We start from the raw sequence: 24735 nt of genomic DNA, 5'->3' as shown, positions 1-24735 counted from the left end.
ACTCAGCCCTCGCGCCGCCGGGTGCGCTGCAGCTGCTCGCGCTCGCGGGCGACCTCGGCCTGCGAGAGGGTCGCACCGGTCTGCGCGGTCAGCGTCAGGGGCAGGCCGGCCTCCACGTGGAAGGCGTGGACGGTCAGGACGCCGTCGAACCCCATCCGGAAGGTCACCTGGATCTCGCTGCCCTCGTCGTAGCCCGGCGGGATGCCGGCGATGGCGCCCGCGATGAGCAGCTTGGTGTCCTGCACCCGCGCTGACGCGACCTGGCTCTGCTGCTCGACGACCTTGAGCTCGATCTGGTCCTGGTCACGACGGATCGTGCCGAAGGAGCGCTGCACGTCGATCGGGAGCCGGTCGTTGCGATGCACCAGCCAGACGGCCTCGAGATCGCCGCTGAACACGTTGGCGGCGAGGACACCGAAGCCGCGGGACACGACCGTGTCGACCCGGATCTCGACCGAGCGCCGCACCTGGGCGAGGGGAAGGCCGAGTGCGTCCGCCGTACGACGGCAGGCGGCGTCGAGCTCGCCCGCGTCGGCCTCGTCGAGGGGCTGGCCGTCACGCAGCCGGCCGCGGGTGACGAGGTCGGCGCTCACCATGCGCTCGAGCTCCTTCTTGGCGCCGAAGAGCGCCGCACCCTTCGCGACCGCGAGGTCGGGGTCGTGCATCTCGGGCTCGATGCCGAGCTCGGCGCGCAACGCCCGCGCCACCATCGGCATCCGCGAGGACCCGCCGACCATCAGCACCCGGCTGACCTGGCCGACGCCGCGCTTGCTCGCCGCCTCCAGGCAGGAGCGGGTGAGGTCGATGGTGTGGCGCAGCAACGCGGAGGTCATGTCCTCGAGCTCGGCGCGGGTCAGCGTGACCGTCGACCGGGCCCCGTCGTGGGCGACGACGACCTCGGTCGACTCCCGGTCGGACAGCTCCCGCTTCGCCCGCTCGGCCGCGATGACGAGGGCCTGCGACCCGGCCGAGTCGTCGAGCGGGTCCTCGGCGTCGGGGTTGTCGGCACAGAAGCGGCGGGCCAGGTGCAGGCAGATCCGCTCGTCCCAGTCCGCGCCGCCGAGCTGGTGGTCGCCGTCGACGGCCAGCACGGAGATCCGGCGGTCGGCCAGCTCGATCACCGTTGCGTCGAACGTGCCGCCACCGAGGTCATAGACGAGCACCGTCTCGTAGCCCGCACCAGCGCCGTCCTTGGTCAGGCTGAAGCTCCCGGGCCCACCGTCGAGACGGCCGAAGCCGTAGGAGAAGGCGGCGGCGATCGGCTCGGAGAGCACGTCGACGACGTCGAGACCGGCATAGGTGCCGGCGAGGATCGTGGCCCGCCGCTCCTCGTCGCCGAAGTACGCCGGCACGGTGATCACCGCGGAGGTCACCTGCTCACCGGAGCCGAAGGCGGCGTCCTCGCACAGCGACTTGAGGATCAGCGACGACACGGCCGCCGCCGACCAGCCCTTGCCGTGGGCCATGAAGCGCCAGTCCGAGTCGCCCATCCGGCGCTTGACCAGCGCGCAGACGTGGTCGGGGTCGAGGCGCGCCTGACGCCGGGCGCCCTCCCCCACGACGTGCTCGTTGGCGGAGGCGAACAGGACGACCGACGGCACGGTCGGCTCCCCCGTCAACCCGATGAGGACCTCCGGCCGGCCGTCGCGGTCCGCGCGCGCGACTGCCGAACAGGTCGTTCCGAGATCGATTCCGTGAACGGGCACGGCGCGAGACTACCCTCGGGGACGTGGCTGACCCCTCGCTCCAGGACCTTGTCGACGCCGTGTCCGATCTCGGCCGGATCGTCTCCCGTCAGGGCGCCACGCTCGACCGCCTGGTCGACGACTCCCGGGCGGCCGCCGCCCGCGCACGGGCCGGCGCGGACGTCCCGCTGCTCGTCGACCTGCTGGCGCTGCACCGCGACGCGTCCGCCTGCGCCGCCTCGGCCCGCTCGCGCCGCGAGCGGGAGGCCTTCACCGCGATGGCCGGCGGCCTGCAGCGGCTGGTCGAGGGCCGCGGCGGGCGCCTGGTGATGCCCGTCGACGGGGACGCGTTCGACGCGCTCACGATGGAGGCCGCCGAGATCGAGGACACCGACGTCGCCGACCACGACCGCACGGTCGCGCGGGTGCTGGAGCCCGGGCTGGTGCTGACCGAGGTCGGCCGCTCCGTGCGCCCGGCCCGGGTCGTCGTACGACGGCTCACGGCGGGCTGACACGCAGGCGCGAGGCGGGCAGCAGGGCGACCATCGCGACGCCTGCCGCAGCCAGGACACACCGAGGACGCCGCCGCCGTAGCCATGGACCAGTCGGCCGAGCACGAACAGGGGCATCGAGGGTGCGAGCCCGGCGAGGACGACCCCGCCGCAGAAGACCAGGAGGCCCCGGCGCAGGGCGGGCGCGGGGCCACGCCGGTCGATCTCGGCCCCGGCCGTCGCCAGCGCGACCACGGATGCGGCGAGCGGGGCGGCGAAGGCGACGGCATACCAGCGCAGGCCGTCCAGGTATTCGGCCACGTCGGGCATCACGGTCGCGACGGCCAGCGCCTCGAAGGCGAAGAGGAACGCGAGCGAGAAGACCCCGACGGTGGTCCGTCCGTGGCCACCGCGCCACGGCGAGGTCACCGCGGCGTCGAGCGTCGTCGTCACCGGGCGAGCCCGCTGACCGACCCGACCAGCAGCACCACCTTGCCGACGGACCTGCCCTCCTCGAGCGCACGGTGGGCCGACGCCGCCTCGGCCAGTGGGAAGGTGGTGCCGACGTAGGGCGTTCGGGAGCCGTCGGCGGCCGCGGCGAGGGCGGCGCGCTCGAACTCGGCGAGCCGGCTCATGATCGGCGCTCCGAGCACGTCGACGACCGCGCGGTCGGGGTCGGGAAGCTCCTCGACCTGCAGGACGTCGGGTGGACCGAAGGCGTGGTGACGGATCGCGCGCATGCCTGAATCCGACAACCTCAAGTATCGTTGAGGTCAAATGAGCGACGTCAACCGCGAGATCCGCGCCCACGACCTGACGCCCGGCGAGGTGTCGCGGCGGGCCGGTGTCGCCGTGTCCGCCCTTCACTTCTACGAGCGTGAGGGCCTCATCGGCTGTGTGCGTACGACGGGCAACCAGCGCCGCTACCACCGCGACGTGCTGCGGCGGATCGCGTTCATCCGCGCCTCGCAGGGTGTCGGCCTGCCGCTGGTCGAGATCCGGGAGGCGCTCGCGACGCTGCCCACCGGCCGCACCCCGACGAAGGCCGACTGGTCGCGGCTGTCCCGCAGCTGGCGGAGTCGACTCGACGACCAGATCGCCCGCCTGGAGCAGTTGCGCGACACCCTCGACGACTGCATCGGCTGCGGTTGCCTGTCACTCAGGTCGTGTCAGCTGACCAACCCGGGCGACGAGCTGAGGCAGTACGGCAACGGGCCGGTCCGCCTGCTCGGGCGATCCTGAGCGGCGCCGGACCTCAGCCCAGGTCGGTGGCGAGCAGGTCGTCCACGGTCTCGCGCCGCACGATGACGCGCGCGACCCCGTCCTTGACCGCGACCACCGGCGGGCGGAGGGCGTGGTTGTAGTTGGAGGCCATCGAGCGGCCGTAGGCGCCGGTACCGGGCACCGCGATCAGGTCGCCGGGAGCGATGTCACCGGGCAGGAACTCGTCCTTGACCACGATGTCGCCGGACTCGCAGTGCTTGCCGACGACCCGGGCGAGCACCGGGACGGCCGACGAGGCGCGGGAGGCGAGGGTGCAGGAGTAGTCGGCGTCGTAGAGGGCCGGGCGGATGTTGTCGCTCATCCCGCCGTCGACGCTGACGTAGGTGCGCACGGCACCCGCGTCGAGCTGGACCTGCTTGACCGTGCCGACGGTGTAGACGGTGCACATGGTCGGCCCGACGATCGCCCGACCGGGCTCGATCGAGATGCGCGGCGTCTCGATGCCGAGCCCACGGCACTCGTGCACCACGATCTCGCGCATGCCCGCGGCCAGCTCGGCGGCCGGCTGGGGGTCGTCCTGGCTGGTGTAGGCGATGCCGAAGCCACCACCGAGGTCCATCTCGGGCGGAACGACGCCGAGCTCCGCGGCGATCCGCGCGTGCAGCGCCAGCACCCTCCGGGCGGCGACCTCGAAGCCGGCGGTGTCGAAGATCTGGCTGCCGATGTGCGAGTGCAGACCGAGCAGCTCGACCCCGTCCGCGGCGATCACCCGTCGGGCGGCCTCGAAGGCATCGCCGGAGGAGATCGAGAAGCCGAACTTCTGGTCCTCGTGGGCCGTCGCGATGAACTCGTGGGTGTGGGCCTCGACGCCGGCGGTGACGCGAACCATCACCCGGGCCGGCATTCCGGTCTCGGCAGCGATCGCAGCCACCCGCTCGATCTCGTGGAACGAGTCGACCACGATCCGTCCGACGCCGAGGGCGATCGCGCGGCGCAGCTCCATCGGCGTCTTGTTGTTGCCGTGGTAGCCGATCCGCTCGGCCTCGACTCCCCCGCGCAGCGCCACGGTGAGCTCGCCGTCGGAGCACACGTCGAGGAACAGTCCCTCCTCGGCGATCCAGCGGGCGACGGTCGTGCACAGGAACGACTTGCCCGCGTAGTAGACGTCGACGCCCTCGAAGGCATCGCGGAACGCACGCGCCCTCGCGCGGAAGTCGTCCTCGTCCAGGACGTACGCCGGGGTGTTCACGTCGGCCACCAGGTCGGGGACCGCGAGACCACCGATGCGCAGCACCCCCTCGGCGTCCTTCGTCGCGGTGCTCGACCAGAGCGCGGGGACGAGCGCGTTGACGTCGGCGGGCTCACGGAGCCAGTGCGGGGAGGAGCCGGCGTAGTCGCCCGGCGGGACGCGGCCGGCCATCACATGCGCTCCGGCGCCGAGACGCCGAGCAGGTCGAGGCCGTTGGCCACGACGGTCCGGGTCGCGACCACGAGGACCAGGCGGGCGAGGTTGGTGGCCGTGACCGGCTCGTCGCCCTGCGGGAGCATGCGGCACTCCTTGGTGTCGTACCACTTGTTGAACGTCGAGGCGGTGTCCTCGAGGTAGCGGGCGATCCGGTGCGGCTCCCTCAGCTCGGCGGCACTTGCGACGACGCGGGGGTACTCCGCCAGCGCGCGCAGCAGCTCGCCGTCGCGCTCGTGGTCGAGCAGACCGGGGTCGAAGGTGTCGAGGAGATCGTCGGTCGAGCCTGTCGAGGCCATGCCGAGGTCGCGGGCGTTCTCGATCATCCGGCAGGTGCGCGCGTGGGCGTACTGCACGTAGTAGACCGGGTTGTCGTTGGACTGCTTGGTGATCTCGGCGACGTCGAGGACGAGCGGCGAGTCCGCGGGATAACGCGCCAGGGAGTAGCGCAGCGCGTCGACGCCGATCTCCTCCGCCAGCTCGTTGAGCGTGACGATCGTGCCGGCCCGCTTGGAGAGCTTGAGCTCCTCGCCGTCGCGCAGGATCTTCACCAGCTGCCCGATCATCACGTCGAGCGTCTTGTCGGGGTCGTCGCCGACGCATGCCGCCATCGCCCGGAGCCGGCCGACGTAGCCGTGATGGTCGGCGCCGAGCAGGTAGATGCAGTTGTCGAAGCCGCGGGCCCTCTTGTCGAGGTAGTAGGCGGTGTCGGAGGCGAAGTAGGTCAGCTCGCCGTCGGACTTGATGAGCACCCGGTCCTTGTCGTCGCCGAAGTCGGTCGTGCGCATCCACAGCGCGCCACCGTCCTCATAGACGTGGCCGAGGTCCTTGAGCCGCTGCAGGGTGTCGGGGACCGAGCCCGACTCGTGCAGGGAGAGCTCGGAGGACCAGACGTCGAAGTGGGTGTTGAACCCGTCGAGCTGGTCCTGCTGTTCCTTGAGCTGCAGCTCGTAGCCCTTGGCCCGTACGGCGGCACGCCGCTCGTCGCCCTCGAGCTGGAAGATGCCGGGGCTGGCCACCTCGACGGCCTTCGCGAGGTCGTCGATGTAGGCGCCGGCGTAGCCGTCCTCGGGCTTGGGCTCCCCCAGGGCCGAGGCGATGATCGAGTCGGCGAAGTGGTTCATCTGGACGCCGCGGTCGTTGATGTAGAACTCCCGAGTCACGTCCGCCCCCGCCGCCGCGAGCACCCGACCGATCGCGTCGCCGAGCACCGCCCAGCGGGTGTGGCCCAGGTGGAGCGGGCCGGTCGGGTTGGCGGAGATGAACTCGACGTTGATCCTCTCGCCGGCCAGCGTCTCGCTGCAGCCGTAGGCCGCCCCGGCAGTGACGATGTCGGCGGCGACCTGACCCTGCGCGCCCGCCTCGACCCTGATGTTGAGGAAGCCCGGTCCCGCGAGCTCCACCGCGGCGATCCCGTCGGCGCCCGTCAGCCGGGCGGCCAGCAGCTCGCCCAGCGCGCGCGGGTTGGTGCCGGCCTTCTTGGCCAGCTGGAGCGCGACGTTGGTGGCGTAGTCGCCGTGGCCCTTCTGGCGGGGACGCTCGACCGTCACCTCGGCCGGAACGCCGTCCGGGAGGGTGAGTGCGCCCTCGTCCACGAGGGACGTCAGGGCGCCGACGATGGCGGTCGAGAGCTGCGCAGGAGTCACCGCGCAAGCCTATCGGCGGGCACCGGTTTCACTCGCACCGATATCGGCCGGTAGTGTTCGGCAACGCGTCGCAGCCTGGCACCGCCCAGACCGCGCATGCCTCCGTAGCTCAGGGGATAGAGCACTGGTTTCCGGTACCAGGTGTCGCAGGTTCGAATCCTGCCGGAGGCGCTCCGTCTCGGTTGACCCGCGACAAAGCCCGGCCTACGCCGAGCTCGACGTGATGAGCGGAGATCGCAACGTGGAGCTGCACCTCGCACTGCGCCAGATGGTCCTCGACCACGGTGTCGACGTCCTCCACGACGCCACGACCCTGCGCGGCGCGCTCGACGACTACTTCGCCGAGGACGACTCCTTCACTGCGGGCGATGCGAACCTGCTGGTCGACGGCGTGCGCCTCGGCGCGCTGGCGACCCTCGTGCGGCTGACTGAGCACGGAGCAACCCCGCCCGCCGCCCTTCGGTCGGCCTCCGAGGGACTCATCAGGGAGCGCGGCGGACTGGACCTCGACGCCGCGCACTGGACCTGCGCGGTCCTCGGGTACGCCGCGGGCGTCGTCGACGACGGCCTGTTGCGCGCGTGCCCCCGACCGCCCACGCCCACGTCGTCGCCGCCCGAGCCCACGGCGATCCTGCCCACCGTTCACCTGCCTCCGCCTCCGCCACCGCCACCGCCACCGGCACCGGCGCCCGCAGGACCGCCCCTGCTGCCCACCGTGCAGGCGACACGGATGAGTTCGCCGCCCCCGCCAGCGCACCCCGTCGCACCGCTGGCCACGTCGCCCGGACGGTGGCGAGCTCCGCTGGCCGTGGTGGCGCTCATCGCCCTCGCCATTGCCGCCGGTGTCGGGGTGGCGCTGCTGCTCACGTCCGGCGCGGACGACTCGAACCGCGCCGGTGACAGGCGGAGCAGCGTTGCGAGCGACGAGATCTCGCCGCCGTCGACGGAAGGCGCCAACGAGACGAGCGGAGCCGCGTCCTCGCCCTCACCGTCGTCACGGCCCCACGCGGCCGCCTCCGGAACCCCCTCAGGCACAGCGGGCGCGGATCCTGGCGGCGTGACGGGCACCTGGACAGGGACGATCACGCAGGTCGACGAGCGCGGCACCGAGGTCATCGAGCTCCTCCTGACGTTGACCGACGGTCGGGTCGGCGACCGGGTCGGCACCACCACCTACGACCTCGGCGACCAGGTCTGCGTCGGCCGTCTCACCCTGCTCTCCAGCCAGGTCGACGGTCAGCAGCTGCGTGAGGAGATCCTCAGCGGTCCCTGCATCGCGAACGGGCAGGTCCGGGTGCACCGCAGCGGCACTCGGCTGTCCTTCGACTACACCGGCACCAAGCAGAGCAACGGCGAGGCGCAGCTGGTCTCCGGCCTCCTGGACCGCGCCGGTGCCTGACCGGCGTCTCCCGGCGCTGGCCGCGGCCGGCGTACTGCTGCTGACCGCGTGCGCCCCGTCGTCACCGGACGGGCCCGTCGATGCCCGACCGCCGGGCTCTCCCGACGCACGCACCACCAGCTCCACGGTCCCGCGCTCCACGCCGACCGTGTCCGAGGACGACATCTCCGACCAGCCGACGCCTGCTGCTCCTCCGAGCGAGGTGCGGCCGGATCCCCGCTGGCAGTTCTTCAGCGACGACGCCCGCTGGCACCGCTCCCCGTGGTTCCAAGGAGCACACCGGATCATGATCGGCTTCGGGTGCAACCCCGCACCTTGGTACTCCCCCGACCTGCGCTGTCCCGACAGCCAGGGGTTCCACCACGGCATCGACGTGGCCATGACCTGCGGCACCCGTTTGTACGCCGGACTCCCGGGAGTCGTCCTCGATCCGAGCGAACCCGGCTCCCCGGGGCCTGCCTACGGCGAGGCGCCATTCCGGATCCGGGTCGTCGACGGCACCGGCACGCACGACGTCCTCATCGGCCACGCCTCGGACGTGCTGGTCCGCCCCGGAGACCGGCTGACGGCCGGCGAGCCCATCGCGTCCGCCTCCGACTCCGGTGCTCCGGACGGCTGCCACCTCCACTTCGAGGTCCGCTCGGCCGGCGGCAGCGTCGACTCCGCCGTCGACCCCGCCCCGTGGCTGCAGTTGAGGGCACGCTGACGCGGCCACCGGGGGCGCCGGCCGGTCTCCTACAGTTTCGCCCGTGACGATCATCGGGACTCCGCTCTCCCCCGGCGCCACTCGCGTCCTCCTGCTCGGCTCGGGCGAGCTCGGCAAGGAGGTCGCGATCGAGCTCCAGCGTCTCGGGGTCGAGACGATCGCGGTCGACCGCTACGCCGACGCGCCGGCGATGCAGGTCGCCCACCGCAGTCACGTGATCGACATGCTCGACCCGGCGGCAGTGCGCGGCGTGATCGAGCAGGAGCAGCCCCACCTGGTCGTCCCGGAGATCGAGGCGATCCACACGCCGACCCTGGTCGAGCTGGAGGCAGAGGGCCTCACCGTCATCCCGACGGCGCGCGCGGCCTGGCTGACGATGGACCGTGAGGGGATCCGGCGCCTCGCCGCCGAGGAACTCGGCCTGGCCACCTCCCCCTATCGCTTCGCCGACACCTTCGAGGACTTCGAGGCGGCGGTCGCCGCGGTCGGGACGCCCTGCGTCGTCAAGCCGGTGATGTCCTCCTCCGGCAAGGGACAGTCGGTCGTCCGGACCGCTGCGGACGTGCGGACGTCGTGGGAGTACGCCCAGGCTGGGGGCCGCGCCGGCGCAGGCCGGGTGATCGTCGAGGGCTTCGTCGACTTCGACTTCGAGATCACCCTGCTGACCGTCAAACATGCCGCCGTCGGTGGCGGGCCCGACGTCATCTCGTTCTGCGCGCCGATCGGGCACACCCAGGTCGACGGCGACTACCGCGAGTCCTGGCAGCCGCAGCCGCTCACCGATGTGGTCCTCGCCCGCGCCCAGGAGATGGCGGCCGCGGTCGTGGCCGACCTGTGCGGGGAGCGCGGCCGCGGCCTGTTCGGCGTCGAGCTCTTCATCCGCGGCGACGAGGTCATCTTCTCCGAGCTCTCCCCCCGGCCGCACGACACCGGCCTGGTCACGCTGGTCTCCCAGGACCTGTCCGAGTTCGCCCTGCACGTGCGCGCCGTGCTCGGCCTCCCGATCCCGGCCATCCGCGCCCGAGGAGCCGCGGCATCCTGCGCGGTCCTCTTCGAGGGCGACATCGAGGCGCCCCGGATCGGAGGGGTGGCCGCGGCGTTGGCCGGCCCGGACACCGCCGTACGTCTCTTCGGCAAGCCCGCCGTCTCCGGACGTCGGCGGATGGCCGTCGCGCTGGCGTTGGGCGCCGACGTCGACGCAGCCCGCTCCGCAGCCCGCGGCGCGGCCGCGGAGCTGCACGTGGTCGAGCAGTGAGCACGTCCGAGGGACGGGTGACCATCCACACCGACGGTGCCTGCCTGGGCAACCCCGGCCCGGGCGGCTGGGGTGCCGTGCTCCGCTACGGCGACCACGTCAAGGAGCTCCACGGCGGCGAGCCGGACACGACCAACAACCGCATGGAGCTGATGGCGGCGATCCAGGCCCTCGAGTCGCTCACCCGACGCTCGGCCGTCGACCTGCACACCGACAGCAGCTATGTCCGCAACGGGATCCTGTCGTGGGTCGTGAAGTGGAAGGCCAACGGCTGGCGCACCGCCGCCAAGCAGCCCGTCAAGAACGTCGACCTCTGGCAGCGCCTCGACGCCGCGGCCACGGAGCACGACGTCGAGTGGCACTGGGTCAAGGGTCACGCCGGCGACCCGGGCAACGAGCGGGCCGACGAGCTCGCCGGGCTCGGCGCACGGGAGGCCCGCGGCTGACCAGCCGCCGTCAGCAGCGCGAGATCGTGGCGTCGTGGCGGGCGTCGTTGCCGTAGCGGCGGGCGTCGCCGGTGTTGGGCAGGACCACGCTGGCGCCTCCCACCGTGGCGCCGCTGCCCTGGAGCACGCAGCTGGTGATCTTGCGGGGATCGACGTCGGCGACGGCCTGGGCCAGACGGAACAGCTCGGTCGGCGCGACGTCTTTGGTCTTGAGGTTGCGCAGCAGGCTGAGCACGCCGGACTCGAGGAAGCCCGGCGTCGCGGCCTTCGCCGCCACCTTCTGCTGGATGCCCCGCAGGACCAGTTGCTGGTTGGCCGAGCGGTCGAAGTCACCGCGCGGCAGCGCCTTGCGGACCCGGGCGAACTCGACGGCCTTCATCCCGTTGATGCGGATCCGTCCGGCCCGCCAGCCCTGCGGGTGCAGGTCGGAGTCGGCGAAGGCACGCGGATTGTCGACGGTGATGCCGCCGATCCCGCTGATGAGGCGGGCCAGGCCGCCGAAGCCGGCGACCATCACGTAGTCGGGGTGGACGCCGAGCAGGTTGCCGACCGTCTCCCCCAGCAGCTGCGGGCCGCCGTAGTACATCGCCGCATTGACGCGGTCGGAGCCGTGACCGGGGATCGGGACGTAGCTGTCGCGCGGGATGCCGATCGCCGTCGCGGCGCCGGTGCGGGTGTCGATCCCGACCATCTGCAGCGCGTCGGCCCGGGTCCGCAACGGGTCGTCGCCCGGTCGGGCGTCGGTGCCGACCGCGAGGATCCACACGACGTCCGGGTCGACGTCGCCGCCTGACGCACGGTCGATCTTGACGAGGGTGAACTCGCCCCGGGCCGGCGTGCTGTCGGGCACCACGAGGACGAGCAGTCCCAGCAGCAGGCCCAGCAGCGCGGTCCTCACGATCCGCTTCGTGCCGTCCATGTCAGCCACCCACTCCCCGTCGTACGTCGAAGGCGAAGACCTTCCACCCCTGCTTGCTCGGCGTCAGGGCCAGCCGGCCGGTGATCCGCTCAGCGCTGTCGCCCTCGTCGAGGAGGAGTCGGAACCGCGCCGTGGCCCCGGAGACCACTCCGTCAGGCGCGAGGACGTCGACCTTGACGACCTTCTGCGTGATCTCCCCCACGTCCTCGCCGTCGGCGTTGCCCATCACGCCGAGCTGGCGACGCGCGAGACGGCGGGCGTCCTGGGTGAAGTCGCCGAACGCCGCGTCGACGTCGTCGCTCGAGCTCTCGGCGCTGTAGGCAGCGTCCCACCAGCCCTCCACGACCTCGGTCACCTTGGTGAGGACGGCCTTCTTGCGAGCGGCGCCGAGCCGGCCGGTCACGACCCCGATCCGCGCACTGGTGGGGACCTGGGCGTCCTGGGCACTCGCGTCGCTGCCGCCCGGCCCGGCGTCGTCATCGCCTCCGTCACCGCCGGAACAGCCGGCGAGTCCGACAGCCAGGACGAGCGCCGTCACGAGGGCTGTGGCGGCTCTCCTGGCGGAGCCCTGACGTCGCGCTCGGTGGTGCTGGTTCACGGTCCGATCCCCTCCGGCATGTCGATTGCGCAACACCCTGCCCCAAAGGATGTCCGAGGGGCGGCATTTGCTTCGGCATGGGACTAGCCTTGTCAACCGACACCGCGCGCTATCGGCGGCGGGCGGGTCCAGCTCATCGGAAGAGGCGAAGCACGTCGTGACGCAGTCGTCAGACCAGTCCACCGGATCCCCCGTCCCCGACGGGTTCGGAGCCAATGAATGGCTCGTCGAGGAGATGAAGGAGCGGTTCGAGGCGGACCCGTCCAGCGTCGATCCGGCCTGGGCTGCCTACTTCAAGGGCACGTCGACGTCCAACGGAGCGACCTCCTCGTCGGCCGCCGCTCCGGCAGCTCCCGCGGCCGCCGCTCCGGCTGCCCCCGCGTCCGCTCCGGCTGCCCCCGCCGCGGCAAGGAGCACGCCCGCTCCCAAGGCCACGCCTGCGCCGCAGGTGAGCCCCGCCTCGACGACGACGCCGACGCCGCCGAAGGACGACGCCAAGCCCACCCCCAAGGACGCTCCGCGCCCCGAGCCGGTCGCCGCCAACGACGAGCCGACCCTCACCGTGCTGCGTGGCATCCCGGCGGCCACCGCCAAGAACATGGACATCTCGCTGTCCGTGCCGACCGCGACCTCGGTCCGCAACATCCCGGTCAAGCTGCTCTGGGACAACCGGATCGTCATCAACAGCCACCTCAAGCGCGCCCGCGGCGGCAAGGTGTCATTCACCCACCTCATCGGCTACGCGATCATCAAGGCGATCAAGACGCTGCCGGCGATGAACAACACCTACGACGAGATCGATGGCAAGCCGACCATGGTCACGCCGGCCCACATCAACCTCGGCCTCGCCATCGACCAGGTCAAGAAGGACGGCAGCCGCCAGCTCGTGGCCCCGTCCATCAAGGCCTGCGAGTCGATGGACTTCGCGCAGTTCTGGACGGCGTACGAGGAGATCGTGCGCAAGGCCAAGGACAACAAGCTGACGATGGAGGACTACTCCGGGACGACCGTCAGCCTGACCAACGTCGGCGGACTCGGCACCAACAACTCCGTGCCGCGGCTCATGCAGGGTCAGGCCGCGATCATCGGCGTCGGGTCGATGGACTACCCGCCGGAGTTCCAGGGAGCGTCTGAGGAGACCATCTCCCGCAATGCGATCTCCCGGATCATGACGATGACCTCGACCTACGACCACCGCGTCATCCAGGGCGCGCAGTCGGGTGAGTTCCTCGGCCAGGTCCACAAGTACCTCCTCGGCCAGGACGGCTTCTACGACGAGATCTTCCGCGCGCTGCGGATCCCCTACGAGCCGATCCGCTGGAACGCCGACATCGCGACGTCCCACGACGACGAGATCGACAAGCAGGCCCGGATCCTCGAGCTGATCCACGCCTACCGGGTGCGCGGTCACCTGATGGCCGACACCGACCCGCTCGAGTACCGCCAGCGCAGCCACCCCGACCTGCGCATCGAGTCCCACGGCCTGACCCTGTGGGACCTCGACCGCGAGTTCCCGACCGGCTCCTTCGGCGGCGGCGACCGGCGCTTCATGAAGCTGCGCCACATCCTCGGCATCCTGCGCGACTCCTACTGCCGCACCACCGGCATCGAGTACATGCACATCATGGATCCGGAGCAGCGCCGCTGGATCCAGGAGCGCGTCGAGCAGCCGCACTCCAAGCCGCCCCGCGAGGAGCAGCTGCGGATCCTGCTGAAGCTCAACCAGGCCGAGGCGTTCGAGACCTTCCTGCAGACCAAGTTCGTCGGCCAGAAGCGGTTCAGCCTCGAGGGCGGCGAGACCACCATCCCGGTCGTCGACGAGATCGCGGAGGCCGCCGCCCAGGCGGGTCTCGACGAGGTCGCGATCGGCATGGCCCACCGTGGCCGGCTCAACGTGCTCGCCAACATCGTCGGCAAGTCCTACAACCAGATCTTCCGCGAGTTCGAGGGCAACATCGACCCGCGCACCGTGCAGGGCTCCGGCGACGTGAAGTATCACCTCGGCGCCGAGGGCGAGTTCGTCGCGGGGACGGGCGAGACCATCGCGGTCTCGGTCGCCGCGAACCCGTCCCACCTGGAGACGGTCGACCCGGTGCTCGAGGGCATCGCCCGCGCCAAGCAGGACGTGCTCAACCGCGGCGAGGAGTTCCCGGTGCTGCCGATGCTCCTGCACGGTGACGCTGCCTTCGCCGGCCAGGGCGTGGTCGCCGAGACGCTGAACCTCTCGCAGCTGCGCGGCTACCGCACCGGCGGCACGATCCACGTCGTCATCAACAACCAGGTCGGGTTCACCACCTCCCCCGGCTCGTCGCGCTCGACGCTCTACTGCACCGATGTCGCGCGGATGGTCCAGGCGCCGATCTTCCACGTCAACGGCGACGACCCGGAGGCCTGCATCCGCGTCGCGCGGCTGGCCTTCGAGTACCGCCAGACCTTCAAGAGCGACGTCGTCATCGACCTCGTCTGCTACCGCCGTCGCGGTCACAACGAGGGCGACGACCCGTCGTACACGCAGCCGCTGATGTACGACCTCATCGAGCAGAAGCGCTCGGTGCGCAAGCTCTACACCGAGTCGCTCATCGGCCGTGGCGACATCACGATCGAGGAGGCCGAGCAGGTCCTGCGCGACTACCAGCAGCAGCTGGAGCGGGTCTTCACCGAGGTGCGTGAGGCCACGGCGGCGCCGTCGGAGTGGACGACCGTGCCGGACTACCCGGACAAGACGGTCGGCGACACCCAGACCGCGATCTCGGTCGAGGTCCTCAAGCGGATCTCCGACGCCTACGTGACGCCGCCCGACGGCTTCACGGTGCACCCGAAGGTGATGCCGCAGCTGCAGCGACGCGCTGCCGCGATCACCGACGGTCCGATCGACTGGGGCACCGGCGAGATCCTCGCCTTCGGCGCCCTGCTGATGGACGGCCGTCCGGTGCGCCTCGCGGGCCAGGACTCGCGCCGCGGCACGTTCGTGCAGCGCTTCGCGACCCTGATCGACCGCGTCAACGCCGACGAGTGGACGCCGCTGGCCAACCTCACCGAGGACCAGGCGAAGTTCTTCGTCTACGACAGCCTGCTCTCGGAGTACGCCGCGCTCGGCTTCGAGTACGGCTACTCGGTGGCCCGTCCGGACGCCCTCGTGCTGTGGGAGGCCCAGTTCGGCGACTTCGTCAACGGCGCCCAGTCCGTCATCGACGAATACATCTCCGCCGGCAAGACCAAGTGGGGCCAGGACTCCGGCGTCGTGCTGCTGCTCCCCCACGGCTACGAGGGCCAGGGCGCCGACCACTCGTCCGCGCGCATCGAGCGGTTCCTGACCCTGTGCGCCGACGACGCGATGGTCGTCGCACAGCCGTCCACCCCGGCGTCGTACTTCCACCTGCTGCGGCGCCACTCGCTCGGTGAGGAGCACCTGCCGCTCATCGTGTTCACCCCGAAGTCGATGCTCAAGCGCAAGGAGGCGGCCTCGCAGCCGGCCGACTTCACCTCGGGCACCTTCCGGCCCATCGTCGGCGACGACACGGTGGACCCCGCGAAGGTGTCGACGGTGCTGCTCGTGTCCGGCCGGCTCACCTGGGACCTCGTCGTCGAGCGCACCAAGAGCAACCGCGACGACGTGGCGATCGTCCGCGTCGAACAGCTCTATCCGTGGCCGGTCGAGGAGCTGCAGGCCGAGCTCTCGAAGTACCCGAACGCGAAGGTCCGCTGGGTCCAGGACGAGCCCTACAACCAGGGCCCGTGGCCGTCGTACCACCTCAACGTGGTGCCTCAGCTCGGCCGCGAGATCGAGCCCGTGACGCGGGCCGCCTCGTCGACCACCGCCGTCGGCACGGCGAAGCGCCACCTCGAGGAGGCCAAGGTCCTCATCGAGAAGGCGTTCTCCTGATCGCGGGCGCTCGTGTACTTCACTGACCGCGGCATCGAGGAGCTCGAGCGTCGCCGGGGCGAGGAGGAGGTCACCCTGGCGTGGCTCGCCGACCGGCTCAGCGAGTTCGTCGACGGCCACCCCGAGTTCGAGGTGGCCGTCGAGCGGCTCGCTACCTGGCTGGCACGGCTGGACGATCCGGAGGACTAGCGGCCTCTGCCAGCCCGACCCGTCGGTGCAACGCGCGCAGCGGTCGGGGCGCCCACCACGCGACCTCGCCCAGCAGCCGGATGCCGGCCGGCAGCAACACGCCGCGGATCAGCGTGGCGTCGATCAGGATCGCGAGCCCGGTGCCGAGGCCGAAGAACTGGATGAAGCTCACCGAGCTGACGCAGAAGGCGAAGAAGCTGATCGCGATCAGGGCAGCAGCGGTGCTGACGATGCGGCCGGTGTGCGCCAGCCCGTGCACCACGGCCTCCTCCCCGCGCAGCCCCCGGTCCCTCATCTCCTTGATGCGCCCGAGGACGAAGACCTCGTAGTCCATCGACAGGCCGAAGGCGACGCAGAAGAGCAGCACCATCATCGAGCTGTCCATCGGCAGCGGGGTGAACCCGAGGACGCCGGCCAGGTGTCCCTCCTGGAACACCCAGACCATCGCGCCGAGGGTCGCTGCCAGCCCGAGGGCGTTGAGCACCAGTGCCCGCAGCGGCTGGACGATGCTGCCGGTGAAGAGGAACAGGATCACCACGGTGGTGAGGACGAGCCACAGCGCGACCAGCGGAAGCCGTTGACCGATGCCGGACATCTGGTCGTGCAGCTGCGCGGAGGCGCCGCCGACCAGCGTGGCGCTCCCCTCCGGGGCCGTCTCGTCGCGGACGTCCTCGACGAGCTGCCGCGCGGCGGCGGAGTGCGGGTCGAGGTCGCTGACCACCGACAGCAGGTCGGCGTCCTGCCCCTGACGGCCGGCCACCGGGACGGACGAGTCGAGCGCGCCATCGACGTAGCTGCCGAGGCGGGTGTCGACCCGGACGACGTCGTCGAGCTCCGACAGCCTCCCTGCGTACGACGCCAGCGGCTCGTCCGCCACGGCCGAGCCCGTGACCACCTGGATGGGGTGGGTGCCGTCGCCCGCAAAGTCCTCCCGGAGCACGTCGCCCGCCTGGCGGCTCGAGGCCGAGGTGGGGAGCACCCGGTCGTCGGGGGTTCCGAACTCGATGCCGGCGAGCGGCACCGTCATCACGGCCAGCCCGGCGACCACGGGAAGGGCGGCGAGGAGCGGGCGACGCGTCACGAAGCGGGCAAGGCGGGCCCAGGTCGGCGCCTCCTCGCCCCGGATCCCGCGGATGCGCGGCACCCGCCAGGCGTCGACGCGGTCACCCAGCAGGGTGAGGCCGGCCGGGAGCAGCACGATCGCGCTGAAGGCCGTGATCAGCATGACGCCGATGCCGGCATAGGCGAAGGAGCGCAGGAAGTACATCGGGAAGACGAGCAGAGCGGCCAACGCGACCGCGACCGTCGCGGCGCTGAAGCCGATCGTGCGGCCCGCGGTCTCGACGGCCCGGCGGACCGCGCCGACGTGGTCGCGGCCGGCGGCGCGCTCCTCGCGCACCCGGGCGACCATCAGCAGTCCGTAGTCGACCGCGAGGCCGAGCCCGAGACCGGACGTGAGGTTGACCGCATAGATCGACACGTCGGTCGCGGACCCCAGAATCGACAGCTCGGCGAAGGTGCCGAGGATCGCCGCCAGCCCCACGGCGAGGGTGATCAGCGCGCCGACCACGTTGCCGAAGGCGAGGACGAGCAGGACGAGGATCAGCGGGATGGCGATGCTCTCGGCGAGGGCGAGGTCGCGGCCGATCTGGCCGCCGATCTCCTCACCGACCACCTCGCCCCCGCCGATCCGCACGGTGAGCGCGTCGCCGGCGGCGGTCGTGCCGTCGTACCGCTCGAGGACGGCGGCCGGGTCGGCGTCCTGGTCGGGGGCGATCGAGGCGGTCACCAGGGCATGGGCGCCGTCGGTGGAGCGCATCGGTCCGGCGCGGGTGTCGAAGTAGGAGACCACGTCGGTGAGCATCGGGTCGGCCCGCAACTGTGCGGTGAGCTCGGCCCCCGCATTCGAGCTGAGTGGCGAGTCAACGTCACCGTCACCGGCAGCGATCACGAACACGTAGTCCGCGCCGCCGGGAAACCGCTCGTCGAGCAGGGCGGCGGCACGACTGCTGTCGGAGTCGGGGTCGTCGAAGCCGTCCGTCTGCAGCTTGCCGAACGCCCCGACACCCACCACACCGGCGATGACGACGGCCAGGACCCCGAGGGCGAGCACGAGACGTGCCCGTCGGGTGACGACTTCTCCGATCCAGCGGTACATGCGGTCCCTCCATGTTTACGCCCATTAACTTTACTGGCGTTAACTTGGCATGGATGTGGTCGGGTGTCAACATGTAGCCGTGACCACGCGGACCAGCTACCACCACGGTGACCTGCGCAATGCCCTCGTCCGCGCTGCCGCCTCCCTCGCCGCCACCGGCGGCCCCGAGGCGATCACGATCCGCGGCGCCGCCCGCGAGGTCGGCGTGACGCCCACGGCCGCCTACCGGCACTTCGAGAACCAGGCGGAGCTGGCCCATGCCGCTCGGGACCTCGCGATGGACGGCATGGTCGCGGCGATGGCGGGCTACCTCGGTGCCGTACCCGAGGACGGCGATCCGGTCGACCGCGCCCTCGCCCGCCTGGAATCGACCGGACGCGGCTATCTCGGCTTCGCGCTCGCCGAGCCCGGCATCTTCTCGGTCTGCTTCGGTGGGCGCCTCAACCAGGCCGAGCCGGACGGAATGCCCGAGGAGGATCCCGGACCCTATGCCCTGCTCGGCACGATCCTCGACGAACTGGTCGAGGTGGGCTGGCTCGACGCGGAGCACCGTCCGGGAGCCGAGGCCGGACCGTGGTCGGCCGTGCACGGGCTGGCCCTGCTGCTGATCGACGGGCCACTCAAGGGCATCTCCGAGGCCGACCGCGACCGGGCCATCGACCAGACCCTCGCCCTCACCGTCCGCGGCCTGGCCACCGGCCCCGAGGGGCGCGCGCGAGGTTGAGTCGCCTCCGGGAGCACTAGGCTCCGAGGCGTGAACGACGAACTCATCGACTACGCCGCGTGGGGCGAGCGGTTCTTCGCCGCCGCCGTGACGGCCGAGCGGGTGGTGGCCGGCGTCAACGTCCTGGCGGGACGCCCCATCGAGGTCGGCCCCCTCGGCGTCGGCCCCGGCCGCGTCGCGAAGGTCAAGGCCCGCGGACACATCGGCACGGCGACCGGCGAGCGCTCGGGCGCCGACCCGCTCGTCTTCCACATCGACCTGCCCGTGGCGCTGGAGTTCCTCCTCGACCTCGCGATGGACCGCCAGCGCTTCGAGGCCGACATCGTCGTGCCGCTCGTCATCACCGCGCACGGCCGCACCGACCTGGCCATCGTGCTCGAGGTCGCGGCGCCGACGCCGGCCCAGGTGACCTGCGACCTTCGCGCCCAGGGCCTGCTGGCCTCGCTGACCAGCCGCGCTGCCGGGGTCGAGGGCGAGCTGCGGCGCTTCGTCGCGAAGTACGTCGCACGCGAGCTCGAGCAGCCCTACGTCCAGGACGCGACGATCATCGACGTCGCCGCGGCGATCGAGCGCGCAGCCGCCAGTCTGGCGCCGCGCGCCGAGAGCCCCATCGCCGCCGAGCTCACCGACTCCCTGCCGGCGGCCATGGAGGCCGAGCTCGAGCACACCGCGCACCTGCTCCTCGACGAGGACTCGACCACGGAGGACGAGCGATGACCGAGCAGCCTCCCACCTATCCCCCGGCGCCCTGGCGGATGCATGGCTCGCTCTGGCTGAGCGCCTTCCGCCTGCGGGAGGCGGCCGACGACCGTCACCCGGCCGGGTCGTACGGCGTCGCGCTGGTGTCCTACGAGGACCCGAGTCCGCTGACCTATCACGAGCTCCTCGTCGCCCGGACCACGACCAACCGCGCCGGCAAGGGCGCCGTCACGATCACCGACATCTGGGTCGACTCGGCCGACTCGATGGCCGGCGGCCGCGAGCTGTGGGCGATCCCCAAGGAGCTGTGCGACTTCGACCGCGAGAGCAGCTATCGCGGTCCGGTGACCTCCACCGACTGGACCGCGTCCATCGAGCGGCGGCCGATCGTCGAGGCGCACTTCACCGATGTCTCCCGGGCCGCCGTGCGGGTGCCGTTCACCGGACTCGTCGAGCAGCCCGGCATCGCCGAGCACCCCGACATCGCCGACGTGACGATGAAGGGCAACGCCCGCGCCCTGCCCTGCCGTGGCCGGTGGGACTTCGCCGCGGACGGCCCGCTCGCCTTCCTGCGGAAAGCACGTCAGCTGGGCTCTTTCCGCATGCTCGACTTCCGGCTCGCCTTCGACTGACCCGGATCCGGCCCCGACTCCGGTCACTCGGCGGTCTGCCCGACGTCAGTCGACGGTGTCGCCGGGCTCCTCGACCTCCGGGGCGCCGGTGTGCTCGGCGAGGGCACGTCGCGAGGAGTCCCGGATCTCGAAGATCTCGGTCGCGAAGCCGCCGACGGCGGCCGCGACGTCACCGACGGCCTTGGTGACGATGCTCGCCACCTCGCCGACCGTGCTCGCAGCCGCCTCGGCGCCCGCCTGCATGGCGTCCTTGGCGATCTCGGCCCTGCTCAGCTCGTCACGTCCACTCATGCCGGACAGTCTCCCGTGTCAGTGCTCAGGCTGCCAACGAGTCCTCGGTCACGGCCTGTGGGCCGCGGACCGGGGCCTCCTTCTGGGAGCCGCCCGGGAAGGAGAGCCGGACGATCTTCGCGAAGACGCTGAAGAGCTGCTTGTGCAGCGGGCCCTTGTTGTAGGGCAGGCCGTAGCGCTCGCAGATCTCCTGGACCTCGACGGCCATCTCCGGGTAGCGACGGGCCGGGATGTCGGGGAAGAGGTGGTGCTCGATCTGGTGCGACAGGTTGCCGCTCATCACGTGCATCAGCTTGCTTCCGGTGATGTTGGCCGAGCCGAGCATCTGGCGGAGGTACCACTGGCCACGCGACTCGTTCTCGGTCTCCTCGACCGAGAAGGACGCGACGCCGGCAGGGAAGTGGCCGCAGAAGATGATGTTGAAGGTCCAGACGTTGCGGACCAGGTTGGCGACCGCGTTGCCGGCCAGGGTGCTGAGGAACAGCGGGCCGGTCAACGCCGGGAAGAGCACGTAGTCCTTGAGGACCTGCTTGCCCATCTTCTTGCGGATACGGCGCCAGATCGGCGCGTTCTCGCCGCCGAACATGGGGCGGCGACCCGCGAAGACCTCCTCTGCCTCCAGGTCGTGGAGCGCGACGCCCCACTCGAAGAAGGTCATCAGCAGGAAGGCCCACAGCGGGTTGCCCAGGTAGTAGGGGTTCCACTTCTGCTCCGGGTCCATGCGCAGGATGCCGTAGCCCACGTCGCGGTCCTTGCCGACCACGTTGGTGTAGGTGTGGTGCATGTAGTTGTGGCCGTACTTCCAGTTCTCGGCCGGCGCCATCGTGTCCCAGTCGAACATCCGGGAGTTGAACGACGGGTCTCCCATCCAGTCGTACTGGCCGTGCATCACGTTGTGGCCGATCTCCATGTTGTCGAGGATCTTCGACACGGAGAGGGCGGCGACGGCCGGCACCCAGCCGATGACGGGCAGGTAGAACAGCGCGCGGCCGGCGATCTCGAAGCTGCGCTGGGCCTTGACGACCTTGCGCAGGTACTCCGCGTCGGGCTCGCCGAGGTCCGCGAGGATGCGCAGGCGCAGGGCGTCCAGCTCGGCACCGAGCTGGTCGATCTCGTCGTGGGTCAGGCCGTGGTACTTCTCATCGGCGGCCGGAGCGGCCGGCTGGTCCAGCAGTTCAGTCATGATCAGCTCCTTTGACTTCGGTGGTTGAGGTGCGAGCACAGCGAGCCTCGAGACCTCACAGGTCGATGTGGCAGTCACCGGCGGCGGCGGTCACGCAGATGCGGACCTCCTCGTCCGGCACCGCGGACTCCTCGCCGGTCAGGATGTTGCGGACGGTGCCCGCGGTCTTGGTGCGCGTGCAGGAGAAGCAGATGCCCATGCGGCAGCCGAACTCCGGCTTCAGTCCGAGCTCCTCGGCCTGCTCGAGCAGGCTGGCGCCGGACGCAGCGGCGGTCTTGCCGGAGCGGGTGAAGGAGATGTCTCCCTCGATGACCGGAGCGTCGGTGGTTGAGCCTGTCGAAACCGCGGCCCGGGCGACAGCGGGCTTGAAGAACTCCATGCGCAGGCGGGTCGAGTCGCCGTACGCCGTCTTGACGAGCTCCACGAGACCGGGCGGGCCGCAGAGCCAGGTGTCGGTCTCCTTGTAGTCCGGCACGAGGCGACGCAGCTCGAACTCGCTGAACACCTGGTCGCCGTGGCGCAGGTGCACGTCGACGCCGTTGTCGGCGGCGGCGATCTCGGCCAGCTCAGTTGCGAAGATCTGGTCCTCGGCGCTGCGCGCGAAGTGCAGGAACGTGACCTTGCGGCCGGCGTGCCCGTCGTACCCGTCCCGCAGGAGGGTGCGGACCATCGACATCGCGGGCGTGATGCCCGAGCCGCCGGTGATGAACACCAGCCGGCTGATCGTCGGCGTGGCCGGGCTCTCGACGAGGGTGAACTCGCCCTGCGCCTGGGACAGGTGCAGGATCTGGCCGGCCTGCGCCTGACGGACGAGGTACGACGACACCTGGCCCTCGTCGTGAGCCCGGATGGTGAGCGTGAACCGCTCCCCCCGGCCCGAGGCGGCGGACGAGATCGAGAACGCGCGGGTGAACCGCTTCGCGATCCCGGGGATCTCGACGCCGACGAGGACGTGCTGGCCGGCGCGGTGCCCGCGCCAGGTCGAGGTGGGCTGCAGCGTCAGTGTCGCGACCGGCGCGTCGCCGTCGGTCTCGCGGTGGACGGAGACGATCCGGGCGCGGACCTCGTGGGCGGCCCACATCGGGTTGAACCGCTCGAGGTAGGTGTCGACACCATGGGGGCTGGCGAGCGCGGTCACGAGCTTCGAGCGCAGCAGCGGGCCGAGCAGGCCGCCGGTGCGGGCCGGCGAGGGGCGGGTGGGGACGGCCGCCGGATCGGAGATGAGCGCGGACATCGCGCCTCCTTCGGTGGAAGATTTGGGTGTACGGTCGTACACCGAAACTCTGACGCGCCGCCCCCAGCCAGGTCAACGACCGGAGGCCGTGACAGTGCACACATGTGCACTGACGGTAGGATGGGGTACATGACCGGGTCACGCGTCGAGCAGAAGGAGCGCACCCGTCGCGCCATCCTCGACGCCGCACTGACCCTCTCGCAGGAATCGGCGCTGGTGGCGCTCTCGCTGCGTCAGGTGGCCAAGGAGGTCGGCATCGTGCCGACCGCGTTCTACCGGCACTTCCCCTCGATCGACGACCTCGGTCTGGCGCTGGTCGAGGAGTCCCTCGACTCGCTCCGCTCGCTGCTGCGTGAGCTCCGGCAGACGGCAGGCTCCGACTTCGCCTCCATCATCGACGGGTCCGTGGACGTCCTGGTCCACCAGGTGCGCACGCACCATGCCCACTACCTGTTCATCGCCCGCGAGCGCTTCGCCGGGCCGGCCCCGGTCCGCGAAGCGATCAACGCCGGCATCGGCACCGCCGAGCGTGAGCTCGCGATCGACCTGGCCCACCTCCCCGGCACCGACCAGTGGTCCGAGAAGGACCTCCACGTCCTGTCGTCGCTGATCGTCGACTCGATGGTCAGCACCGCCGAGCGGCTCATCACCGCCGGCCCCGGCTCCCCCGCCGAGCAGCGCATCGCCGCAGCTGCCCGGACCCAGCTCCGGATGATGGTCATCGGCGCCATGCAGTGGCGCTCGAGCGACTGACGATCCACCCCGGTCGACCGTCAGGTCGGTCACGTTCGGTGGACGCCACCCCGCGTGAGTCGTCACCATGGCGCGGTGCCGACCACTGCCCCCGCCCTCTCCACGCTGACCACGGCCGCCCGCAACGCCTGGGCGATCTCGCCGCTCGGCGACGGAGTCGAGCAGTACGACGGGCTGCCGGCGACGGTCCTGCACGATGAGCCCCACCGCCGCCTGAGCCGTTACGACCGGGCCACCTCGGCGACCGCGCCACGGCCGGTCCTCCTCGTCCCCCCGCTCGCCGTCTCCCCCCGGTGCTTCGACCTGCGTCCCCAGCAGAGCCCCGCCGCCCACCTGCTGGCGTCGGGCCGGGCGACCTATCTCCTCGACTCCGGCCGGATCACGTTCGCCGACCGGGCGATGGGCTTCGAGACCTGGGCGGACGACATCCTGCCCACCGCGATCCACCGGGTCCTGGACGACCACGGCAACCCCGATGACGTCGACGGCGTCGACCTGGTCGGCTGGTCACTCGGCGGCACGATCAGCCTCCTCACGGCCGCCGCCCACCCCGACCTGCCGATCGCATCCCTGACGGCCTTCGGGACGCCGATCGACTACAGCCTGATCCCGGCCGTGCAGCCCCTGATCCTCGCCGACCGCGTGCTCGGCAGCCGAGCGGTGACCGCGCCGACCGCCGCCCTCGGTGGCGTGCCGCGCCACCTCGTCCGCGCGAGCTATCGCGCGATGGCGCCGAAGCGCGAGCTGACCAAGGCCGTCCACCTCGCGCGCAACATCCTCGATGAGGAGGCGCTGGCCCGCACGGCAGCCATCGACGGCTTCATCAGCGACATGCCGGGCTATCCGGGCCGCGCCTACCACCAGATCCACACCCGACTGATGGCCCGCAACGAGCTGGCCTCCGGCACCGTCCACCTGAGCCGACGCCGACCGGTCCACCTCGGGGACATCCGCACGCGGGTGGTCTTCATCGGCAGCGAGACCGACAACATCGCCGACGGACCGGCCGTGCGCGCCGGCGTCGACGTCGTGCCGGGCGCCCGCTATGCGGCGGCCGACGGACTCAGCCACCTCGGCCTCGTCGCCGGGCCGCGCGCGGCAGAGCTCAGCTGGCCGCTGATGGACGCCTTCCTGGCTGAGTGAAGGGCCGCCGGTCCC

The 24735-nt window shown here is 71.2% G+C and carries 23 protein-coding genes and 1 tRNA gene; 14 read left to right on the top strand and 10 right to left on the bottom strand.

Features of this window, described 5'->3' with window-relative positions; all coding sequences use genetic code 11:
• Positions 1-2: 2 nt before the first annotated feature.
• Positions 3-1706, bottom strand: a complete 1704-nt coding sequence (locus E9934_RS01940) for an Hsp70 family protein (RefSeq protein ID WP_136561127.1) — start codon at positions 1704-1706, stop codon at positions 3-5.
• Positions 1707-1729: 23 nt separating this feature from the next.
• Between E9934_RS01940 and E9934_RS01935 the strand changes: the two genes are divergently transcribed.
• Positions 1730-2197, top strand: coding sequence for a nucleotide exchange factor GrpE (locus E9934_RS01935; RefSeq protein ID WP_136561126.1), 468 nt, complete (start codon positions 1730-1732; stop codon positions 2195-2197).
• A gap of 428 nt (positions 2198-2625) precedes the next feature.
• Here the strand turns inward: E9934_RS01935 and E9934_RS01930 are convergent, their stop codons facing one another.
• Positions 2626-2916, bottom strand: coding sequence for a zinc-binding dehydrogenase (locus E9934_RS01930; protein ID WP_136561125.1), 291 nt, complete (start codon positions 2914-2916; stop codon positions 2626-2628).
• A gap of 37 nt (positions 2917-2953) precedes the next feature.
• Between E9934_RS01930 and soxR the strand changes: the two genes are divergently transcribed.
• Positions 2954-3418: a redox-sensitive transcriptional activator SoxR gene (gene soxR, locus E9934_RS01925; RefSeq protein ID WP_136561124.1), complete on the top strand. Its 465-nt coding sequence runs from the start codon at positions 2954-2956 to the stop codon at positions 3416-3418.
• 13 nt (positions 3419-3431) lie between these two features.
• On the opposite strand, the gene lysA is transcribed toward soxR, so the two are convergent.
• Complete coding sequence (gene lysA / locus E9934_RS01920; RefSeq protein ID WP_136561123.1) at positions 3432-4820, bottom strand: diaminopimelate decarboxylase; 1389 nt, start codon at positions 4818-4820, stop codon at positions 3432-3434.
• Positions 4820-6508 carry an arginine--tRNA ligase gene (gene argS / locus E9934_RS01915; protein WP_136561122.1) on the bottom strand — a complete coding sequence of 563 codons (1689 nt, stop codon included), beginning with the start codon at positions 6506-6508 and terminating at the stop codon, positions 4820-4822. Before argS ends, lysA begins: the two co-directional genes overlap by 1 nt.
• Positions 6509-6606: 98 nt before the next feature.
• Here argS and E9934_RS01910 point away from each other — a divergent pair.
• The 5 genes from E9934_RS01910 (at position 6607) to rnhA (ending at position 10314) form a co-directional block, all read left to right on the top strand.
• Positions 6607-6679 (top strand) — tRNA-Arg (locus E9934_RS01910).
• Between the two features lie 52 nt (positions 6680-6731).
• Complete coding sequence (locus E9934_RS01905) at positions 6732-7907, top strand: hypothetical protein (protein ID WP_136561121.1); 1176 nt, start codon at positions 6732-6734, stop codon at positions 7905-7907.
• Positions 7900-8613, top strand: a complete 714-nt coding sequence (locus E9934_RS01900) for a M23 family metallopeptidase (protein WP_136561120.1) — start codon at positions 7900-7902, stop codon at positions 8611-8613. The genes E9934_RS01905 and E9934_RS01900 overlap by 8 nt, the downstream gene beginning before the upstream one ends.
• Before the next feature lie 43 nt (positions 8614-8656).
• A complete protein-coding gene (gene purT, locus E9934_RS01895) occupies positions 8657-9868 on the top strand; it encodes a formate-dependent phosphoribosylglycinamide formyltransferase (RefSeq protein WP_136561119.1) in 1212 nt (403 codons plus the stop codon).
• A gap of 17 nt (positions 9869-9885) precedes the next feature.
• Entirely contained in the window at positions 9886-10314 is a 429-nt protein-coding gene (gene rnhA, locus E9934_RS01890) for a ribonuclease HI (RefSeq protein ID WP_238694693.1), read from the top strand.
• Between the two features lie 10 nt (positions 10315-10324).
• Here rnhA and E9934_RS01885 read toward each other — a convergent pair whose 3' ends face one another.
• Entirely contained in the window at positions 10325-11233 is a 909-nt protein-coding gene (locus E9934_RS01885) for an LCP family protein (protein WP_136561481.1), read from the bottom strand.
• 1 nt (position 11234) lies between these two features.
• Positions 11235-11831 (bottom strand): hypothetical protein, encoded by a 597-nt coding sequence (locus E9934_RS01880; RefSeq protein WP_136561117.1) that lies wholly within the window; start codon positions 11829-11831, stop codon positions 11235-11237.
• A 157-nt stretch (positions 11832-11988) separates the two neighbouring features.
• Between E9934_RS01880 and E9934_RS01875 the strand changes: the two genes are divergently transcribed.
• The gene (locus E9934_RS01875) at positions 11989-15714 is read left to right on the top strand and encodes a multifunctional oxoglutarate decarboxylase/oxoglutarate dehydrogenase thiamine pyrophosphate-binding subunit/dihydrolipoyllysine-residue succinyltransferase subunit (protein ID WP_238694692.1); all 3726 of its coding nucleotides are present in this window, start codon (positions 11989-11991) and stop codon (positions 15712-15714) included.
• A gap of 12 nt (positions 15715-15726) precedes the next feature.
• Positions 15727-15903, top strand: coding sequence for a DUF6104 family protein (locus E9934_RS19815; RefSeq protein ID WP_162851525.1), 177 nt, complete (start codon positions 15727-15729; stop codon positions 15901-15903).
• On the opposite strand, the gene E9934_RS01870 is transcribed toward E9934_RS19815, so the two are convergent.
• Positions 15866-18061: an MMPL family transporter gene (locus E9934_RS01870; RefSeq protein ID WP_136561115.1), complete on the bottom strand. Its 2196-nt coding sequence runs from the start codon at positions 18059-18061 to the stop codon at positions 15866-15868. The genes E9934_RS19815 and E9934_RS01870 overlap by 38 nt on opposite strands.
• A gap of 79 nt (positions 18062-18140) precedes the next feature.
• Between E9934_RS01870 and E9934_RS01865 the strand changes: the two genes are divergently transcribed.
• Genes E9934_RS01865 through E9934_RS01855 form a run of 3 tightly spaced genes read left to right on the top strand, consistent with a single transcriptional unit; the run spans position 18141 to position 20116 of the window.
• Positions 18141-18785, top strand: a complete 645-nt coding sequence (locus E9934_RS01865; protein ID WP_202977158.1) for a TetR/AcrR family transcriptional regulator — start codon at positions 18141-18143, stop codon at positions 18783-18785.
• Between the two features lie 30 nt (positions 18786-18815).
• Positions 18816-19502, top strand: coding sequence for a hypothetical protein (locus tag E9934_RS01860; protein ID WP_136561113.1), 687 nt, complete (start codon positions 18816-18818; stop codon positions 19500-19502).
• The gene (locus tag E9934_RS01855; RefSeq protein WP_136561112.1) at positions 19499-20116 is read left to right on the top strand and encodes an acetoacetate decarboxylase family protein; all 618 of its coding nucleotides are present in this window, start codon (positions 19499-19501) and stop codon (positions 20114-20116) included. Before E9934_RS01860 ends, E9934_RS01855 begins: the two co-directional genes overlap by 4 nt.
• 45 nt (positions 20117-20161) lie before the next feature.
• On the opposite strand, the gene E9934_RS01850 is transcribed toward E9934_RS01855, so the two are convergent.
• From E9934_RS01850 to E9934_RS01840, 3 genes are read right to left on the bottom strand one after another with little or no spacing between them, the layout of a single operon-like run.
• The gene (locus tag E9934_RS01850; RefSeq protein ID WP_136561111.1) at positions 20162-20407 is read right to left on the bottom strand and encodes a hypothetical protein; all 246 of its coding nucleotides are present in this window, start codon (positions 20405-20407) and stop codon (positions 20162-20164) included.
• 25 nt (positions 20408-20432) lie between these two features.
• Positions 20433-21590 carry a fatty acid desaturase family protein gene (locus E9934_RS01845; RefSeq protein ID WP_136561110.1) on the bottom strand — a complete coding sequence of 386 codons (1158 nt, stop codon included), beginning with the start codon at positions 21588-21590 and terminating at the stop codon, positions 20433-20435.
• Between the two features lie 55 nt (positions 21591-21645).
• The gene (locus E9934_RS01840; protein ID WP_136561109.1) at positions 21646-22824 is read right to left on the bottom strand and encodes a ferredoxin reductase; all 1179 of its coding nucleotides are present in this window, start codon (positions 22822-22824) and stop codon (positions 21646-21648) included.
• A gap of 129 nt (positions 22825-22953) precedes the next feature.
• Between E9934_RS01840 and E9934_RS01835 the strand changes: the two genes are divergently transcribed.
• Positions 22954-23577, top strand: a complete 624-nt coding sequence (locus E9934_RS01835) for a TetR family transcriptional regulator (RefSeq protein ID WP_136561108.1) — start codon at positions 22954-22956, stop codon at positions 23575-23577.
• Positions 23578-23652: 75 nt separating this feature from the next.
• Complete coding sequence (locus tag E9934_RS01830) at positions 23653-24720, top strand: alpha/beta hydrolase (protein WP_136561107.1); 1068 nt, start codon at positions 23653-23655, stop codon at positions 24718-24720.
• Positions 24721-24735: the final 15 nt, after the last annotated feature.

The organism is Nocardioides caeni, assembly GCF_004912195.1.
GTDB lineage: Bacteria > Actinomycetota > Actinomycetes > Propionibacteriales > Nocardioidaceae > Nocardioides > Nocardioides caeni.
Note: the sequence above shows the minus strand (reverse complement) of the source record. Positions and strands in the feature narration are given on the sequence as shown.

Bases quoted from the DNA above. Each gene is read 5' to 3' on its own strand.
- E9934_RS01930 (WP_136561125.1), bottom strand. From the start codon at position 2,916: ATGCGCGCGATCCGTCACCACGCCTTCGGTCCACCCGACGTCCTGCAG.
- soxR (WP_136561124.1), top strand. From the start codon at position 2,954: ATGAGCGACGTCAACCGCGAGATCCGCGCCCACGACCTGACGCCCGGC.
- lysA (WP_136561123.1), bottom strand. From the start codon at position 4,820: ATGGCCGGCCGCGTCCCGCCGGGCGACTACGCCGGCTCCTCCCCGCAC.
- E9934_RS01905 (WP_136561121.1), top strand. From the start codon at position 6,732: ATGAGCGGAGATCGCAACGTGGAGCTGCACCTCGCACTGCGCCAGATG.
- E9934_RS01885 (WP_136561481.1), bottom strand. From the start codon at position 11,233: ATGGACGGCACGAAGCGGATCGTGAGGACCGCGCTGCTGGGCCTGCTG.
- E9934_RS01870 (WP_136561115.1), bottom strand. From the start codon at position 18,061: ATGTACCGCTGGATCGGAGAAGTCGTCACCCGACGGGCACGTCTCGTG.
- E9934_RS01855 (WP_136561112.1), top strand. From the start codon at position 19,499: ATGACCGAGCAGCCTCCCACCTATCCCCCGGCGCCCTGGCGGATGCAT.
- E9934_RS01850 (WP_136561111.1), bottom strand. From the start codon at position 20,407: ATGAGTGGACGTGACGAGCTGAGCAGGGCCGAGATCGCCAAGGACGCC.
- E9934_RS01845 (WP_136561110.1), bottom strand. From the start codon at position 21,590: ATGACTGAACTGCTGGACCAGCCGGCCGCTCCGGCCGCCGATGAGAAG.
- E9934_RS01840 (WP_136561109.1), bottom strand. From the start codon at position 22,824: ATGTCCGCGCTCATCTCCGATCCGGCGGCCGTCCCCACCCGCCCCTCG.
- E9934_RS01835 (WP_136561108.1), top strand. From the start codon at position 22,954: ATGACCGGGTCACGCGTCGAGCAGAAGGAGCGCACCCGTCGCGCCATC.